This is a genomic window from Stenotrophomonas sp. Steno-C18 (assembly GCF_056393195.1).
This window is the reverse complement of record NZ_JBWJOX010000001.1, coordinates 451286-466166: the sequence shown is the minus strand read 5'-3', so window position 1 is coordinate 466166 and position 14881 is coordinate 451286. Positions and strand designations below refer to the sequence as shown.

General features: G+C 68.2%; 11 protein-coding genes. 2 read left to right on the top strand and 9 right to left on the bottom strand.

What is annotated here, in order from left to right; genetic code table 11:
- Positions 1-39 precede the first annotated feature (39 nt).
- The 5 genes from AC06FE_RS02220 to AC06FE_RS02200 form a co-directional block, all read right to left on the bottom strand.
- Positions 40-2271, bottom strand: coding sequence for a TonB-dependent siderophore receptor (locus tag AC06FE_RS02220; RefSeq protein ID WP_478072121.1), 2232 nt, complete (start codon positions 2269-2271; stop codon positions 40-42).
- 454 nt (positions 2272-2725) lie between these two features.
- Entirely contained in the window at positions 2726-4012 is a 1287-nt protein-coding gene (locus AC06FE_RS02215; protein WP_318639553.1) for a DUF445 domain-containing protein, read from the bottom strand.
- Positions 4013-4015: 3 nt separating this feature from the next.
- Positions 4016-4444, bottom strand: a complete 429-nt coding sequence (locus AC06FE_RS02210) for a hypothetical protein (RefSeq protein WP_446540306.1) — start codon at positions 4442-4444, stop codon at positions 4016-4018.
- Positions 4441-5085 carry a DUF5671 domain-containing protein gene (locus tag AC06FE_RS02205; protein WP_192288020.1) on the bottom strand — a complete coding sequence of 215 codons (645 nt, stop codon included), beginning with the start codon at positions 5083-5085 and terminating at the stop codon, positions 4441-4443. The genes AC06FE_RS02210 and AC06FE_RS02205 overlap by 4 nt, the downstream gene beginning before the upstream one ends.
- A 53-nt stretch (positions 5086-5138) precedes the next feature.
- Positions 5139-6032 carry a plasmid replication/partition related protein gene (locus AC06FE_RS02200; protein WP_478072120.1) on the bottom strand — a complete coding sequence of 298 codons (894 nt, stop codon included), beginning with the start codon at positions 6030-6032 and terminating at the stop codon, positions 5139-5141.
- 168 nt (positions 6033-6200) lie between these two features.
- On the opposite strand from AC06FE_RS02200, the gene AC06FE_RS02195 reads away from it, so the two are divergent.
- Positions 6201-7703: an aldehyde dehydrogenase gene (locus AC06FE_RS02195; protein WP_478072119.1), complete on the top strand. Its 1503-nt coding sequence runs from the start codon at positions 6201-6203 to the stop codon at positions 7701-7703.
- Positions 7704-7752: 49 nt separating this feature from the next.
- On the opposite strand, the gene AC06FE_RS02190 is transcribed toward AC06FE_RS02195, so the two are convergent.
- The gene (locus tag AC06FE_RS02190; protein WP_478072118.1) at positions 7753-9720 is read right to left on the bottom strand and encodes an oleate hydratase; all 1968 of its coding nucleotides are present in this window, start codon (positions 9718-9720) and stop codon (positions 7753-7755) included.
- Positions 9721-9941: 221 nt separating this feature from the next.
- On the opposite strand from AC06FE_RS02190, the gene AC06FE_RS02185 reads away from it, so the two are divergent.
- Positions 9942-11240: an MFS transporter gene (locus AC06FE_RS02185; protein ID WP_478072117.1), complete on the top strand. Its 1299-nt coding sequence runs from the start codon at positions 9942-9944 to the stop codon at positions 11238-11240.
- Between the two features lie 129 nt (positions 11241-11369).
- Here the strand turns inward: AC06FE_RS02185 and AC06FE_RS02180 are convergent, their stop codons facing one another.
- The 3 genes from AC06FE_RS02180 to AC06FE_RS02170 all read right to left on the bottom strand — a co-directional run bounded on the left by AC06FE_RS02180 (position 11370) and on the right by AC06FE_RS02170 (position 14715).
- The gene (locus AC06FE_RS02180) at positions 11370-11831 is read right to left on the bottom strand and encodes a bacteriohemerythrin (protein ID WP_132862667.1); all 462 of its coding nucleotides are present in this window, start codon (positions 11829-11831) and stop codon (positions 11370-11372) included.
- A 99-nt stretch (positions 11832-11930) separates the two neighbouring features.
- Complete coding sequence (locus AC06FE_RS02175) at positions 11931-13277, bottom strand: diguanylate cyclase (RefSeq protein WP_478072116.1); 1347 nt, start codon at positions 13275-13277, stop codon at positions 11931-11933.
- A 148-nt stretch (positions 13278-13425) separates the two neighbouring features.
- Positions 13426-14715, bottom strand: coding sequence for an NAD(P)/FAD-dependent oxidoreductase (locus AC06FE_RS02170; protein ID WP_478072115.1), 1290 nt, complete (start codon positions 14713-14715; stop codon positions 13426-13428).
- Positions 14716-14881 lie beyond the last annotated feature (166 nt).

The following is a 14881-nucleotide window of genomic DNA, read 5'->3' as shown; positions in this document are numbered from 1 at the left end:
TCCCTGGCCGGCGCCGCGTGCGGCGCGTCCCCAAAGGCGTTACAGCTTCCAGCGCAGGGTCAGCTGCACGTTGCGCGGCTCGCCCCAGTACACGCCGTTGTAGAAGCCGACGTTGCTGTAGTACTTCTTGTCCAGCAGGTTGTTGACGTTGAGCTGGGCGCTGAAGTTGGCGTTGAAGCGGTAGCCACCGGACAGGTTGAGCAGGTAGAACGCGTCCTGGGTCATGCGCACGCTCTCGGTACGGCCGCTAACCAAGTAGTCCGGTGCCGGCCTGGCACCGTTGCGCCAGATCTCGCTCTGCCAGGTAGCGCCACCGCCCAGCCAGAAGCGGCCGTCGATGCCGCCCGGACGCCAGCTGGCGTTGAGGCGGAAGGTGTTGACCGGCGTGGTGGTGTTCTGGCGCACGCCTTTCTGGTTCTCGATCACGGTATGCGCGTAGCCGGTGGACAGGTTCCAGTGCTCGCCGAGGCTGCCCTGTGCTTCCACTTCCCAGCCCTGGACCTTGTTGCCCTTGCCGGTGGAGCGGTAGGCATCGCTGCCATCGGGCAGGAACTTGGCCGGCACACTGTCATCGAGCTCGGCCACGTTGTCCTTCTCGCCCTTGAACACGGCCACGGAGGTGTTGAGCAGGCCGTCGAAGAACTCGGCCTTGAGGCCGGCTTCCCACATGTCGCCGACCACCGGCTCCAGGTAGCTGTTGTTCTTGTCGCGGTAGTTCTGCGGCTGGAAGATGTCGGTGTAGCTGGCGTAGGCGCTGAAGGTGCGGTTGATGTCGTAGATCAGGCCGAAGTACGGGGTCAGTGTGTTGTCGGGCTTGTAGCCGCCACGGGTGGTGCTGGTGCGGTTGCCGGCGTTGTCGTAGCTGTAGCGCCAGTTGCGGGTTTCCCAGGTGCTGTAGCGCGCACCGGCCACGGCCAGCAGCGGGTCGGCCAGCTGCAGGCGCGCGGCCAGGTAGGCGCCGCGCTGGCGCAGTTCGTCCTGCGAGCTGAGGTAGCCATTGCGGACGATGGGCAGCTGCGGCACGTCGCCGGTCCAGTTGCGCCAGTCCGGCACCTGCGCGTAGCTGTCCGGGTAGTCAGGGATGCTGATCGACGGCGCCTTGCTCTTGCGCAGCGACTGGCCGTAGCCGAACACCACTTCCTGGGCGTGGCCGAACAGCTCGAAGGCGCCGGTGACGTTGACGTCGGTCACGTCCATCGTGCTCTTCTCGGCGAAGTGCGAGATGTAGGCGGTCACCCCGGTGCCGTCGGGCCGCGGGTTGCCGGCCGCGCCGTACCAGACGCTGCCATCGGTATCGCGGTCGGCATGGGTGAAGCTGCCTTTGATCGTCCAGTTGCTGCCCAACTGCTGCTCAAGGCGCGCGAAGCGGGTCTTCTCCACGATTGGCCACTGGCTCCAGCTGGCCGACAGGTTGGTCGAGCGCGGCAGGTTGGCCGGCTTGCCATCCACGCCCCAGTACGGCACCACGCCCCAGGTCACGCCGGTGGTCTTGGGCGACTGGTACTCGTACCCCAGCTCCAGCAGGGTGCTGTCGCTCAGGTCGGCCTGCACGATGCCGTAGAACACGTCCTTGTCCAGCTTGTAGACGTCGCGGAAGGAGTCACTCTGCTGCTTGGCGCCGACCACGCGCGCGCGGATGCGGCCATCCCAGGCCACCGGTCCACCGAGGTCGAACTCCATGCGCTGGTTGCTCCAGCGGCCGACGGTGAGGTTGGCGCCCATCTGCAGGGTGTCGGTGGGGCGCTTGCGCACGAAGCTGATGGTGCCGGACGGATCGCCGGCGCCGGTGGTCAGGCCGGTGGCGCCGCGCACCACTTCGATGCGCTCGTAGATCACGTTGTCGGTGTTGGTCTTGATCGACCCGCCGAACGTGTTGAGCATGCCATCGACCTGGAAGTTGGTGATGTTGTAGCCGCGCGAGACGTAGTTGATGCGTTCGCTGTCGGTCACCGAGACGTGCACGCCGGTGACCTGGCCCATCACGTCCTGCAGCGAGAACAGGCCCATGTCATCCAGCCGTTGGCGGGTGATGACGGTGACCGACTGCGGCGTCTGGCGCAGCGACAGGTCCAGCTTGGTCGCGGTGCCGGTGTGCTTGACGGTGTAGGAGTTGGCCAGTTCGCCTTCGGCCACGACCTTGACCGTATCCAGCGTGGCCGGGTCGCGGGCGGCGTCATCGGCCAGGACGGGCGCGGCGTGGGTGGCCAGGGCGGCGGCCAGGGCGCTGGCCAGCAGCGAGAAGTGCAGGGACGTGGGGGCAGGGCGTTGCATCGTGGTTTCCTGGTGGGCGAAAGGGTGGCCGACCTGGAATTCGCCCATGGCGACGCCTCACGCCATGCGTGAGCAACGTTGCGGGGTAGTGCTCCCTGAAGTCAGCCGCGTGCACAACGCGAGGCCGTTGGCATCGCGTGGCAGGAGTTGTAGTGGGGGTACACGGGGCTTGGCGGGGAACGCGCGGGGCGTCCATGCCGCGGGAGGCTAAGCGTACTGCCTATGAACGAAACGATAACTATTCTCATTGCCAATGACAAGCGTTTTTGTCACGGATGACAAAAATCAAGGCGCACCCGTAGGAGCGACCTTGGTCGCGAAGCCATTGCAGCGTGAGACATCGCACCGGCGAACGAGGGCGATGCCGCCGACGGACGGCCGTATCGATGGTCGGGATGTTCTGCGTGCTGATGCGCTATCGGCTTCGCGGCCGAGGCCGCTGCTGCCGCGATGCTCAGAACTTCAGCCAGCCGGTGATCGCATGCAGCAGCAGGCCGATCAGGCCGCCGACGAGGGTGCCGTTGAAACGGATGTACTGCAGGTCGCGGCCCACGCTCAGTTCCAGCTGCTCGACCAGTTTCTTCTCGTCCCAGGCCTTCACCGTCTGCGCGATATGCGTGGTCACGCCGTTGCGCAGGCGGTTGGTCAGCTTCTCGGCACCGGCCAGCATGTGCTGGTTGAGGGCATCGCGCAGGGCGGGGTCCTCGCCGAGGGCGGTGCCCAGCTTGGACAGGCTGCGCTCCAGGTAGCCGGCCAGCACCGAGTCCTCGCGCGAAAGGTCATCGCGCAGGTAGTCGTGCACGCGCTTCCACAGCCCCTGCACGTAATCCTGCACGGCCGGGTGGTCGATCACCTGCTGCTTGAGCGTGTTGACCTTCTCGGCCAGCGCGGGGTCTTCGCGCAGGCGCTGCATGTAGTCGCCCAGCCAGCGGGCATAGTCCTGCCGCAGCGGGTGCTCCGGTTGCGAGAGGACGTCCTGCAGTTCCTCCAGCCCGGCGCGGGCGAGGCGGTCGGCCAGTGAATCGCCGATCTCGTCGATCGGCTTGACCCAATCCACGGTGCTGGCCAGCGTCGGCCATTCCTTGCGGATGTAGCGCACGATCAGTGCCGAGGCATGCTGGCGCACGCTGTCCTTATCCAGCCAGGTGGCCACGCGCTTCAGGCCTTCGTCGAGTACGCGCTGGTGGCGGTTGTCGGCGGTCAGCAGGCCGAGCAGTTCGCCAGCGGTGGCCGCCGCATTCCATTGCCGCAGCTGTTCGACCACGAAGGACTGGATGGCGCGGCGCACGGCGGCTTCGTCGAGCAGGTCCAGTGCCTGCACCGCCCAGCCGCGGGCCATGCCGGCGAGCATGCGCGCCTGCTGTGGCTGCGCCAGCCATTCGCCCAGCCGGGTGGCGGGGTCGAACACCTTGAGCTTGGCCAGCAGCGTTTCCGGCTCGAGGAAGTGGTCGCGCACGAACACCGCCAGGCTGTCGGCGATGCGTTCCTTGTTGCGCGGGATGATGGCCGTGTGCGGGATCGGCAGGTTGAGCGGGCGCCGGAACAGTGCCACCACCGCGAACCAGTCGGCCAGGGCGCCCACCGTGGCCGCCTCGCAGAACGCGCTGACCCAGGCCCAGATGCCGCGCTCGCCGTTGAGATGGCTGACGATGAAGCCGGCCAGCATCGCCAGCAGCATCGCCACCGCATACAGCTTGAGCCGGCGCAGCTGCGCGCGGCGCGGATCGTCGACGGCGTTCACGCCTCAGTCTTCATCGTTCTTGATCGAGCGCCGGAAACAATGCTCGCCGGCCGGGTGAGCCCAATCGGCCTCCAGGCCGCCGAAGCGCCGTTGCCGGGCACTGTCGGTGGCAAACAGGGCGCAGAGTTCGAAGTGGCTGTCGTCGAGCAGGCGGTAGCGGTAGTCCGGCCCACCGGCGGGATCGTGCAGCGGCAGGTCCAGCCCGGGTGTGGCGCGCAGGCGGGCCATGTCCGGTGGCAGCGCCTCATGTGCGGTGCGGTAGCTGCGCGCCGCCTGCTCCAGCGAGCGCAGGTCCTGCAGGCGGCTTTCGTCGAGGCGGAGCAGGCGCTGTTGCGCCGGCGAGTCGATCACCCAGACGCCGGCGGCGATCGCCAGTGCGGTGAACACACCGGTGGCCCACAGCAGGCGGCTGCCCCAAGCGGTCTGGCTCATGGGCTCACCTCCTCGCGGCGCAGGTCGGCCAGGTACCAGCCGAACACGGTGCCGGCCAGCAGCGCCACGGCCAGCACCTTGAGCACGAAGCGCAGGCTCAGCTCACCGCCGAGCAGGTTGTAGACCAGCGTGGTCAGATCGCCGATCAGCACCCCGGCGGCGACGAACAGGGTCAGGTAGGTCAGCCAGCGCCGTACCGGCGACAGCCGCTTGATCGGATGCCGGGCCACGTCGCGGCTGACCCGGTGGCTGAGGAAGGCGAACACCGGGAAGGCGATCACCAGCGCCGAGATCGACCAGCGGATCGACGGCCCCAGCTGCAGCATCTGCCAGCGTGCATCGGCTGGGTCGGGCAGGGCGTGTTCGATCAGCTTGAACAGCAGGCTGCCCAGGTTCCAGCAATAGAAATACAACGTGCTGAACAGCAGCAGGTAGACGAACGCCTCGCGGGCGGACAGCGAGGCGCGCGGGCGCGGTACCGGCAAGGCGAAATCCACCTCGGCCCAGCCATCGAGCACCCCGCGTACCTGCGCTTGGCTCCAGCCGGCGGCCAGTAGTGCCTGGTTGACCTGGGCGCGGCTGTGGCCGCGCATCAGGGCCTCGCGGACGAATGATTCGAGTTCGGGTGAAGCCGATGCCATCGCGTGCTCCCTGCCATGCGTGCCCGCAGCGTAAGGGGCCGGCCGCGTGGCGATCAATAGTCGGAGGCGGCCGCTTCCGGTTCCTCCGCGCGACTGGCGGCCAGTCGCGCCCGCAGCGCGTCCAGTTCCATGCGCAGGGCCTGGTTCTCCGCGGTGAGCGAGGCTACGCGCTGGCGCAGCGCCTCCACTTCGGGGCTGGCCGCCGCGGTGGACGGTGCGGACTGCACTTCGTCGTGGGCGTCCTGGTCGTGCTCCGGGCGGGCTTCGGGCTTGGGCTTGCGGCGCGATTCACGCACCCGCTTGGCCGCTTCCTTCAGCTCGCTCTTGCCCCCCTGGGCGGCGGCGCGCTGCTCGGCTTCCGGCAGGCTGGCGACCACCGCGGCGGCGCTGAGCGAGATCTCCCCGGCCTTGACCGCCTCGATCACTTCCTGCGCGGCATGTGCGCTGATCTTCTCGATCAGGGTCACCTGGCTGGCGCTGAGCTTGGCTTCGCGCGCCAGGTCGGCCTTGGACAGCTTCGGTGCCGGGTCCCAGGGCGGGGTGTCGGCGTCGTTGGCGTGGTCGTCGGCCAGCGCGGCTTCACCTTCGCTCTCCCGGCGCAGCTGCTCCTGCTCGGCGCGGCGGCGCGCCTCGACGATGGCGCGCTTGCGCAGGGCCAGCACGCCGCGCTGGAAATCGGACACGCTGCGGCGCCCCAGGTGCTGCTCGATCATCCACAGGTGCACGTCGTCCATCGACTGGAAGCGGGTGTTCTGCACGGTGTTGAACGGGATGCCGTGCCGGGTGCAGATGCCGTAGCGGTTGTGGCCGTCGATCAGGATGTTGCCCCACAGCACCAGTGCGTCGCGGCAGCCCTCGGCCAGCAGACTGCGCTCCAGCGCGTCATGTTCGTCCTGCGTGAGCGGGTCGATGTAGGCCTTGAGTTCTTCGTTGACGATGATGTCCATGCGGCTGCCGGTTGAAACGTGGGCGGGCATTGTAGTGACCCGGGACGGTGCCGGGGCAAGTCCCGTTGGCCGTGCGACGGCAGGGATTCATGACGGCCGTGCGGCGTGGCCGGCGTACCATGCACGGTGGCGGCCCGCGCCGCGTTGTCCCGCAACAGGAAGCAGACCATGAATACGCCGCACCTCCGCGAACAATGGCAGACGCTGGCCGATGGCCTGTCGCTGCGCACCCGCGCCTTCATCGACGGCCGCTACGTGGATGCCGCGTCCGGCGCGCGCTTCCAGTGCATCAGCCCGATCGATGGGCGGGTGCTGGCGCAGGTGGCCGAGTGCGGCCAACGGGATGTGGACCACGCCGTGGCCGTGGCGCGGCGTGCCTTCCAGAAGGGGCAGTGGGCGGGGTTGAAGCCGGCGCGGCGCAAGCAGGTGCTGCTGCGCCTGGCCGGGCTGGTGGAGCGCCATGCCGATGAGCTGGCGCTGCTGGAAACGCTGGACATGGGCAAGCCGGTCGGCGAAGCACGTGGGGTGGACATCGGCGGGGTGATCCGCTGCATCCAGTGGACCGCCGAGGCGGTGGACAAGCTGTATGGCGAGGTGGCGCCCACCGGCAGCAACGAGCTGGGCCTGATCACGCGCGAGCCACTGGGCGTGGTCGCGGCGATCGTGCCGTGGAACTTCCCGCTGCTGATGGCGGCATGGAAGTTCGCACCGGCGCTGGCCGCCGGAAATTCGGTGGTGCTCAAGCCCTCGGAGAAGTCGCCGCTGAGCGCGCTGCGTTTCGCCGAGCTGGTGGCCGAGGCCGGGGTGCCCGAGGGCGTGTTCAACGTGGTGCCGGGCAACGGCAAGGGCGCGGGCGAGCTGCTGGCCCTGCACATGGACGTGGATGGGCTGGTGTTCACCGGCTCCACCGCGGTGGGCAAGCGGCTGCTGCAATGCGCGGGCCTGTCCAACATGAAGCGCGCGTACATGGAGTGCGGCGGCAAGAGTCCCAACATCGTGTTCGCCGACGCCCCGGACCTGGACAAGGCCGCCGAAGCGGCGGCCAGTGGCATCTTCTACAACCAGGGCGAGGTGTGCACGGCGGCCTCGCGGCTGCTGGTGGAACGCTCGATCAAGGATGAATTCGTCGCGCGCGTGGTCGAGCATGGCCGGCGCATGCAGCCGAAGCATCCGTTCGAACCGGGGGCGCCGATGGGCGCGATGGTGGACGAAGCCCAGTTGCAGCGGGTGCTCGGTTACATCGACGAAGGCACCGCCGAAGGCGCGCGGCTGCTGCTGGGCGGCAAGCGTGCGCAGGTGGTGGAGGGCGGCTGCTACCTCGAACCCACGGTGTTCGACGAGGTCTCACCGCAGCAGCGCATCGCCCGCGAGGAAATCTTCGGCCCGGTACTGTCGGTGATCACCTTCGACGGCGAGCAGCAGGCGCTGCAGTTGGCCAATGACAGTGAGTACGGGCTGGCGGCGGGCGTATGGACGCGCGACATCTCCCGGGCCCACCGCGTAGCCCGCAACCTGCGCGCGGGCAGCGTCTGGGTCAACTACTGGGACGGTGGCGACATGACCGCGCCGTTCGGCGGCTACAAGCAGTCCGGCAACGGCCGTGACAAGTCGCTGCATGCCTTCGACAAGTACACCGAGATGAAGGCGACCTGGATCCACCTCGGCGACTGATTCCGTGAGTGGGCGGGGTGCCCCGCCGTCAGGGCACCCCGGGCCAGGCTCAGTCCTTGCCGCCCTTGCGCAACTGGCCGGCAAAGCGCTCCAGCCATTGCGCGAAGCCCTGCAGGGCCACGCCGCCCTTGTCGCGCAGGTTGGCCAACTCCGCCTCCAGGCGCTCGCGCCGGGTGGCTTCGCCCTCGTGCTTCGGCAGCGGCGGCAGGATGTGGGCGAAGTAGGTGTTGTCCAGCAGCTTGTGCAGCAAGCGTTCGCCGATGAACGGTTCGCCGTTGTTGAGCGCGCGTGCGCCCTTGAACAGGTTGCGGATGTCGTACTGGGTGGGACTCAGGTCGGGCACCTGCTTGGGCAGGTCGAGCAGGGTGTAGACCGCGATGCGGGCGGTGCGCACCGAGCTTTCCATGGTGAACACCACGTCGTTGGCGGTTTCCACGAACTGGCCGACCAGCGCCAGGTTGGTGCAGCCGTGCGGCACGACCTGCGGGCGGTCGCCGGCCGCGCGTGGCATGAACTGCGCGGTGATGTACGGCATCAGCGCCAACCGCACCTTGGTGTGCGGGATGATCGCGTCGAGCTGGTCGGCGATGCCCAGGTGGTAGCACAGCTCGGCCACGATCTCGCGGCCGGTGCACTCGGGCATGGTCTTCTTGACGAAGTTGCCGGGCTGGTCCATCAGCAGCGCGTACACCCACATCACCACCGTGTCCCTGGGCTGGCCGGGGAAGTGCGGCTGGCGGTTGATGGTGACGCTCAGCACCCAGTTCGAATCGGTGAAGGTGATGATGCCGCCGGTGGCGGTGCGGCCGGAGGTGGGATCGTTGACCGACAGTTCGGTCAGCTTGTCCAGCAGCGGCGAGGCGGTGCAGGTCAGCGTGGCCGACTCCCACATCGAGCGGTCGATGTCGCCGCAGAACTTGTCCGGCTTGCCGAACACCGGCGACTGCCGGGCCAGGTTCTGCCACAGCCCCCAGCTGCTGCCCTCGGCCGGGCCGCCGTGGCGCTTCTTCAGCACCGGCACGGTGTCCAGGTCGCCATAGGCGGTGTCCTCGGTCATCGAGCCGGTCAGCGCGATCACCAGGTCACGCGCGGCCACCGCGATGTGGCCCTCGCCCTCGGCGGTGCGAGTGCGCAGCGCGGTGACGGTGCGTTGCTCGCCCTGCACGTCGAAGTCCATGTCCAGCACCTGGGTGCCCAGCCGCACCTGCACGCCCTGTTCGCGCAGCAGCCGGACCAGCGGGGTGACGAAGGTGTCGTACTGGTTGAACTTGGGGAATACCAGCGCCGACATGTCGCCGAAGCCGTCGATGGCATCGAGGAAGCGGTGCATGTACAGCTTCATTTCCAGCAGGCTGTGCCAGTTCTCGAAGGCGAACATCGAGCGGAACAGGAACCAGAAATTGCTGGCCAGGAAGCCTTCGCTGAAATGGTCCTGGATGGTCAGGTCGTCCAGCTCATCCTTGCGCTTGAGCAGCAGGCTCACCACTTCCCATTGCTGCTTGCGGCTCAGCCCGAAGCGGGTGAAATCCGGCAGCACCTGGCCCTGCTTGTGCATCAACCGCGACCTGGACCAGTTGGGGTCGGCATCGTTGGCCAGGCGGTACTCGTCGAGCACGCTGAAGCCTTCGGGCAGTTCCAGCGCGGGCACGTCCTGGAACATGTCCCACAGGTTGTCGTAGTTCCAGTTCATCTCGCGGCCACCGCGCACCAGGTAGCCGTCCTGCGGGTTGCCCGAGCCATCCAGCGAGCCGCCCTCGATCTCGAGGCCTTCGATGATGGTGATGTTGCGTGCCGGCATGTGGCCATCGCGGATCAGGTAGAACGCCGCGGCCAGGCCGGCGATGCCGCCGCCGACGATCCAGGCCTTGCGCTCGGCGATGCCCTCGGTGGGCAGGGGCTTGAAGCGCTGGTAGTTGCCGACCATGTCCGGCGGCGGCAGGGTGTTGAGCGGGGCGTTGTGCCAGTAGCGGGCGCTGGCGTCCGGGGCGTGTTCGATGCGGGGGGAGGGAGTGCTCATGGTGTTCTCCGGTGTGAGGGGAGGGACAGGTGCAACCGCCGATCCAGTCTGCACGGGAATCCCGTCGGGGCGGTTACACGGGGTTGAAACCCGGCGTGAGCGGGCGTCATGCGGGGGGCCGTGGAGGGCATAAGGGGTGGGAAGGTCACGGCTGCAACCATTTCTGGGGCCGGGCGGCGACGCGTGGCAGACTGCGGCACCTGTTTCCCTTGTCCCGGCTCATGTCGACCGCTGCAGCCTCCGTGCCCCTGAATTCCCCGCGCCGCGTGCTGGCGGCCAGCCTGGTCGGTACGACCATCGAGTTCTTCGACTTCTACATCTACGCCACTGCCGCGGTGCTGGTGTTCCCCAGGCTGTTCTTTCCCGACAGCAGCCCGGATGCGGCGTTGTTGCAGTCGCTGGCGACCTTCGCGGTGGCCTTCATCGCCCGCCCGGTCGGCTCGGCGGTGTTCGGCCATTACGGCGACCGCATCGGCCGCAAGGCCACGCTGGTGGCGGCGTTGTTGACCATGGGCCTTTCCACCGTCGCGATCGGACTGCTGCCGACCTACCACGATATCGGCCTGGCCGCGCCGCTGCTGCTGGCGTTGTGCCGGTTCGGCCAGGGTTTGGGCTTGGGCGGTGAATGGGGCGGTGCGGTGTTGCTGGCCACCGAGAATGCACCGCCGGGCAAGCGCGCCTGGTACGGCATGTTCCCGCAACTCGGGGCACCGCTGGGCTTCCTGCTGTCGGCCGGCGTGTTCCTGGTGCTGGGGCGCGTGCTCGACGATGCGGCCTTCCTCGGCTGGGGGTGGCGGGTGCCGTTCATCGCCAGCGCGTTGCTGGTGATCGTCGGCCTGTGGGTGCGCTTGAACATCCGCGAGACCCCGGACTTCCAGAAGGCGCTGGACCAGGGCCAGCGCGTGCGCCTGCCGATGCGCGAGGTGCTGGTGGCGCATGGCTTTGCGGTGGTGGTGGGGACGCTGGCTGCGTTTGCCACCTTCGTGCTGTTCTACCTGATGACGGTGTTCACGCTGGGCCATGGCACCAAGACGCTGGGCTACGCGCGCGAGGATTTCCTGTTGCTGCAGATGGTCGGCATCCTGTTCTTCGCCGCCGGCATCCCGCTGGCCGCGCGCTACGGCGACCGCCAGGGCACGGTGAAGGCGATGCTGCTGGCGACGGTGGCGATCTTCGTGTTCGGGTTGCTGTTCCAGCCGTTGTTCCAGGCCGGGCACCCGCTGCTGGTGCTGCTGTTCCTGTCGCTGGGACTGTTCCTGATGGGCCTGACCTACGGCCCGTGCGGCACCATGCTGGCCAGCCTGTATCCGGTGCAGGTGCGTTACACCGGCGCGTCGCTGTCGTTCAACCTGGCCGGCATCCTGGGTGCGGCACCGGCCCCTTACGCGGCCACTTGGCTGGCAGGCCGGTTCGGCATCGCCGCGGTGGGCGGCTACCTGTGCGTCACCGCGCTGGTTACCGGGCTGGCGTTGTGGGCCATTGGCCGGCGCCAGCAGCGGGCAGGTGCCGAAGCGGCCTGAGCCGCTGGTGGCGGCGCGCTGGGAAGTCATCAGCCTGTGGGGCAGCAGGACGGAAAGGGCAGGAACGGCGCGGCAGCACCACGTAGGGAGGGGATCGGCCGCCGCCGCGTCGTTCCTGCACGGGGCCGGTCAGTTGAACAGGCGCTTTAGCGTGCGGCCCAGCCAGCTGCCTTCCTGGTGATCGCGGGCAAACTGGTTGAGGTGGCGCTTGACCTGCTCGGCATAGGCCTTGTCATCGCCGCGGATGTGGTTGAACAGCCAGCGCGAGAGCATGTTGCGCAGCTCGTCGGTGACGTCCTCGCCGGCCTGGAAGCGCATGCGGTATTCGGAGACGCGCTTGCCGAACACCTCGTGCACGCGCTTGTGGGCGGCGCAGAACGGATAGCCGGCTTCCTCCATCAGTTCTTCCTCGAAGGCGAAGTGCGACATGGTGTAGTCCACCAGTTCGTCGATCACCTCGGCCACCGCGACGCGTTCCAGGCTCTTCTGGGCGATATGCAGGTGGTTGAGCATCTCCACGATGCGCATGTGCTGATGGTCGATGACCTCGACCCCCGTGTTGAGGTCGTCCTGCCAAACCAGTAGTGCCATCGCGAGTTCCTCCCTGTGATTTCCTTGGGGGCACTCTAGGGGCGCACCTTCGCCGGCGCGTTGATCTGGATCAATGGCCCTGCGCCGGCAGGGAAGCGTTCACGAATGTAGTCGCGCAGGCGTCGCGGCACCGGTGGTCGCCGCTGGCGCAAGTTGCATGCTGCGCACCCGGTTGCGGCCGTCGGCCTTGGCCAGGTAGAGCTGGCGGTCGGCCTCGGTGATGAGCTGGTGCAGGCTGCTGCGCCCGCCCGGGTCGCGGCTGACGCCGATGCTGACGGTCATGCGCAGGACGTTCTCGCCGATCTGCAGGCGGATCGCCTCGATGGCCTGGCGCAACTGCTCGAAGTGCGCCGCGCTGGCGTCATCGCCCAGCCCGTGGACCAGCAGGCAGAATTCCTCGCCGCCGAAGCGGGCGCTGATGTCGCGTGGCCGGGTATGGCCCTGCAGCACGCTGGCGACCGCGCGGATGGCCTGGTCGCCGGCTTCGTGGCCGAGGCTGTCGTTGATGTGCTTGAAGTGGTCGATGTCGACCATGGCCACCGCCACACTGCCTTCGCCACGGCCCAGCTGGCGCTGGCTGTGTTCCAGGAAACTGCGCCGGTTGGGCAGACCGGTGAGGAAGTCGCGCGTGGCCAGGTCCTGCAGCGTGCCGATCAACTCCAGCTGGTCCACGTTCTGCGAGACGCGGCAGAAGAACTCCTCGCGCGAGAACGGTTTGCGCAGGAAGTCGTTGGCGCCGTTCTTCAGAAAGCGCGGGATCAGCGACGGGTCGGAATTGCCGGAGATGCCGATCACCGCCACCTTGTCGCGCGCGCGCAGGGCGCGCAGGCGACGGGTCAGCTCCACGCCGTCCATGCCCGGCATCTCCTGGTCCACGATCACCAGCCGGATGGCCGGGTCCGCTTCCAGCGCATGCAGCGCCGAGGGGCCATCACCGGCCTGGGTGACGTGGTAGCCATACATGCCCAGCAGCGCCGCGGCATACGACCGGGCCGAGGGGGAGTCGTCGACCACCAGCGCCGAGATGCGGCGGTTGCGTTCCATGCGCTGCACCAGCCAGACCAGGTAGTCGACGCTGCCGGGGGTGTTCTTCAGCACGTAGTCGATGATTTCCTGCTGCAGCACGCGCTTGCGCAGGTCTTCGTCGTAGACGCCGCTGACCACGATGGTCGGCAACCCGCGGCTGACGAAGTAGTCGACCACGTGGTCACGGTCACCGTCGGCCAGCACCAGCCCGGTGAGCACCAGGAACCAGCCCTGCTCGCGTTCCAGCAGCTCGCCGGCCTCGGCCAGGGTCGAGGCGACGCTGACCGGCAGCTCCAGGCGCTGCTCGATGGCCGCGCGCAGCATCGTGGTGAAGGTGCGCGAGTTCTCCACGAGCAGGATGCGCTGCGGCAGGGGCGTGATCGGCGGGCTGGTGAAGCCGGCCTGGGATGAGGCGGCCATGCGAAAGGTTCTGGGGGTCTCAGGACGGGATAGCGGCAGCAATCGGCTGGACTTTAGGCGTGGAGCGGGGAGGGTGCCGGGACGAGAGCCATCCTCGGGTTGAACCGGCAGGGCACACCAGCGCCACGCTTCCCGTTCCCGCGCGCGCTCAGCCGAGCAGATCGCGCAGCTTGTACCACGACATGGCAGCGACCAGCAGCGGCATGCGCAGTGCCTTGCCGCCGGGGAAGATGCCGTGCGGGATCCGCTCGAACACATCCAGTCGTCCGGCCTGGCCGGCGATGGCAGCGGCGATCACTTCACCGGCCAGGCCGGTGCTGGCCACGCCGTGGCCGGAGAAGCCCTGCGCGAAATAGACATTCGGGGTGAGCCGGCCCCAGTGCGGGGCGCGGTTGCGGGTGATGTCGATGTAGCCGCCCCAGACGTATTCCAGCGACACGTCGGCCAGCTGCGGGAACACTCGGCGCATGCGTCGGGTCATGCTGGCGCGCAGCCCGGGCGGCGGCAGTGCCGAGTAGTTGGCCTGGCCGCCGAACAGCAGGCGGTGGTCGCGGCTGAGCCGGAAATAGTCCAGTGCCCAGTTCACGTCGGCCACCGCCATGTCGTTGCGGATCAGCGACCGGGCACGTGCTTCGCCCAACGGCTCGGTGGCGCCGATATAGGTGCCGACCGGCATCATCCGGGTCTCCAGCTCCGGCGCGATGCCCTGCAGCCAGGCATTGCCGGCCAGCACCACGAATTCGGCCTCGACCCGTCCCTGCGCGGTGACCAGCACGGGGCGCGGGCCGCGTTCGAGCCGCAGCACCGGCGAATGCTCGTGCACGGTGACGCCAGCGGCCTCGGCGGCGCGTGCCAGGCCCAGCACGTAGGCGAGCGGGTGCAGGTGGCCGCTGGCGGCGTCGTACATCGCGCCGAGGTAGCGTTCGCTGGCCAGCTCCTGGCGCAACCGGGGCCGGTCCCACCATTCCAGCGGATAGTCATAGCGCTGCGCCATGCGTTCGATGTCGGCGCGCAGGGCGCGCTCCTGGCGCGGATGGATCGGTACGCTGGCGTGGCCATCGCGCCAGTCGCAGTCGATGCCATGGCGGGCGATGCGCTGCTTGAGCATTTGCATGCCGTCGCGCGAGAAGTCGAACAGCAGCCGCGCATCGGCGTCGCCGACCAGCCGTTCCAGCGTGTCCTGCTCGCAGCCGTAGCCGACGATGGCCTGGCCGCCATTGCGGCCGGAGGCACCCCAGCCGACCCGTTCGGCTTCCAGCACGGTGACCCGGTAGCCCTGCTCGGCCAGCGCCAACGCCGCGGTCAGGCCGGTGTAGCCGGCGCCGAGCACGGCCACGTCGGTACGCGCCGTGCCCTGCAGCGCGGCGCGGGGCGGCGGCAAGGGCTGGCTGGCGGCGTACCAGCTGGGCGGGTAGTCGGACGGGGCGTCCACGGACATCGGGATGGATGGCGATTGTGTCGGGGCGGGCAGTGTAACGGCCACGGTGTGTCGGTTTGGCGCAGGCGGCGGACGATGCCCTGCATTGTGCCGCGCGCTGCTTGAACGGCATGCGTGGTTGCCTAATCGGCGGGGCAGGGGTAGCGTGCCTGCACGTCACCAGAGC

What these genes read in the sequence shown, in the direction of transcription:
- AC06FE_RS02175 (WP_478072116.1), bottom strand. Translation starts at nt 13,277, where the DNA reads ATGGCCGCCTCATCCCAGGCCGGCTTCACCAGCCCGCCGATCACGCCC.
- AC06FE_RS02210 (WP_446540306.1), bottom strand. Translation starts at nt 4,444, where the DNA reads ATGAGCCAGACCGCTTGGGGCAGCCGCCTGCTGTGGGCCACCGGTGTG.
- AC06FE_RS02180 (WP_132862667.1), bottom strand. Translation starts at nt 11,831, where the DNA reads ATGGCACTACTGGTTTGGCAGGACGACCTCAACACGGGGGTCGAGGTC.
- AC06FE_RS02195 (WP_478072119.1), top strand. Translation starts at nt 6,201, where the DNA reads ATGAATACGCCGCACCTCCGCGAACAATGGCAGACGCTGGCCGATGGC.
- AC06FE_RS02190 (WP_478072118.1), bottom strand. Translation starts at nt 9,720, where the DNA reads ATGAGCACTCCCTCCCCCCGCATCGAACACGCCCCGGACGCCAGCGCC.
- AC06FE_RS02220 (WP_478072121.1), bottom strand. Translation starts at nt 2,271, where the DNA reads ATGCAACGCCCTGCCCCCACGTCCCTGCACTTCTCGCTGCTGGCCAGC.
- AC06FE_RS02200 (WP_478072120.1), bottom strand. Translation starts at nt 6,032, where the DNA reads ATGGACATCATCGTCAACGAAGAACTCAAGGCCTACATCGACCCGCTC.
- AC06FE_RS02205 (WP_192288020.1), bottom strand. Translation starts at nt 5,085, where the DNA reads ATGGCATCGGCTTCACCCGAACTCGAATCATTCGTCCGCGAGGCCCTG.
- AC06FE_RS02185 (WP_478072117.1), top strand. Translation starts at nt 9,942, where the DNA reads ATGTCGACCGCTGCAGCCTCCGTGCCCCTGAATTCCCCGCGCCGCGTG.
- AC06FE_RS02170 (WP_478072115.1), bottom strand. Translation starts at nt 14,715, where the DNA reads ATGTCCGTGGACGCCCCGTCCGACTACCCGCCCAGCTGGTACGCCGCC.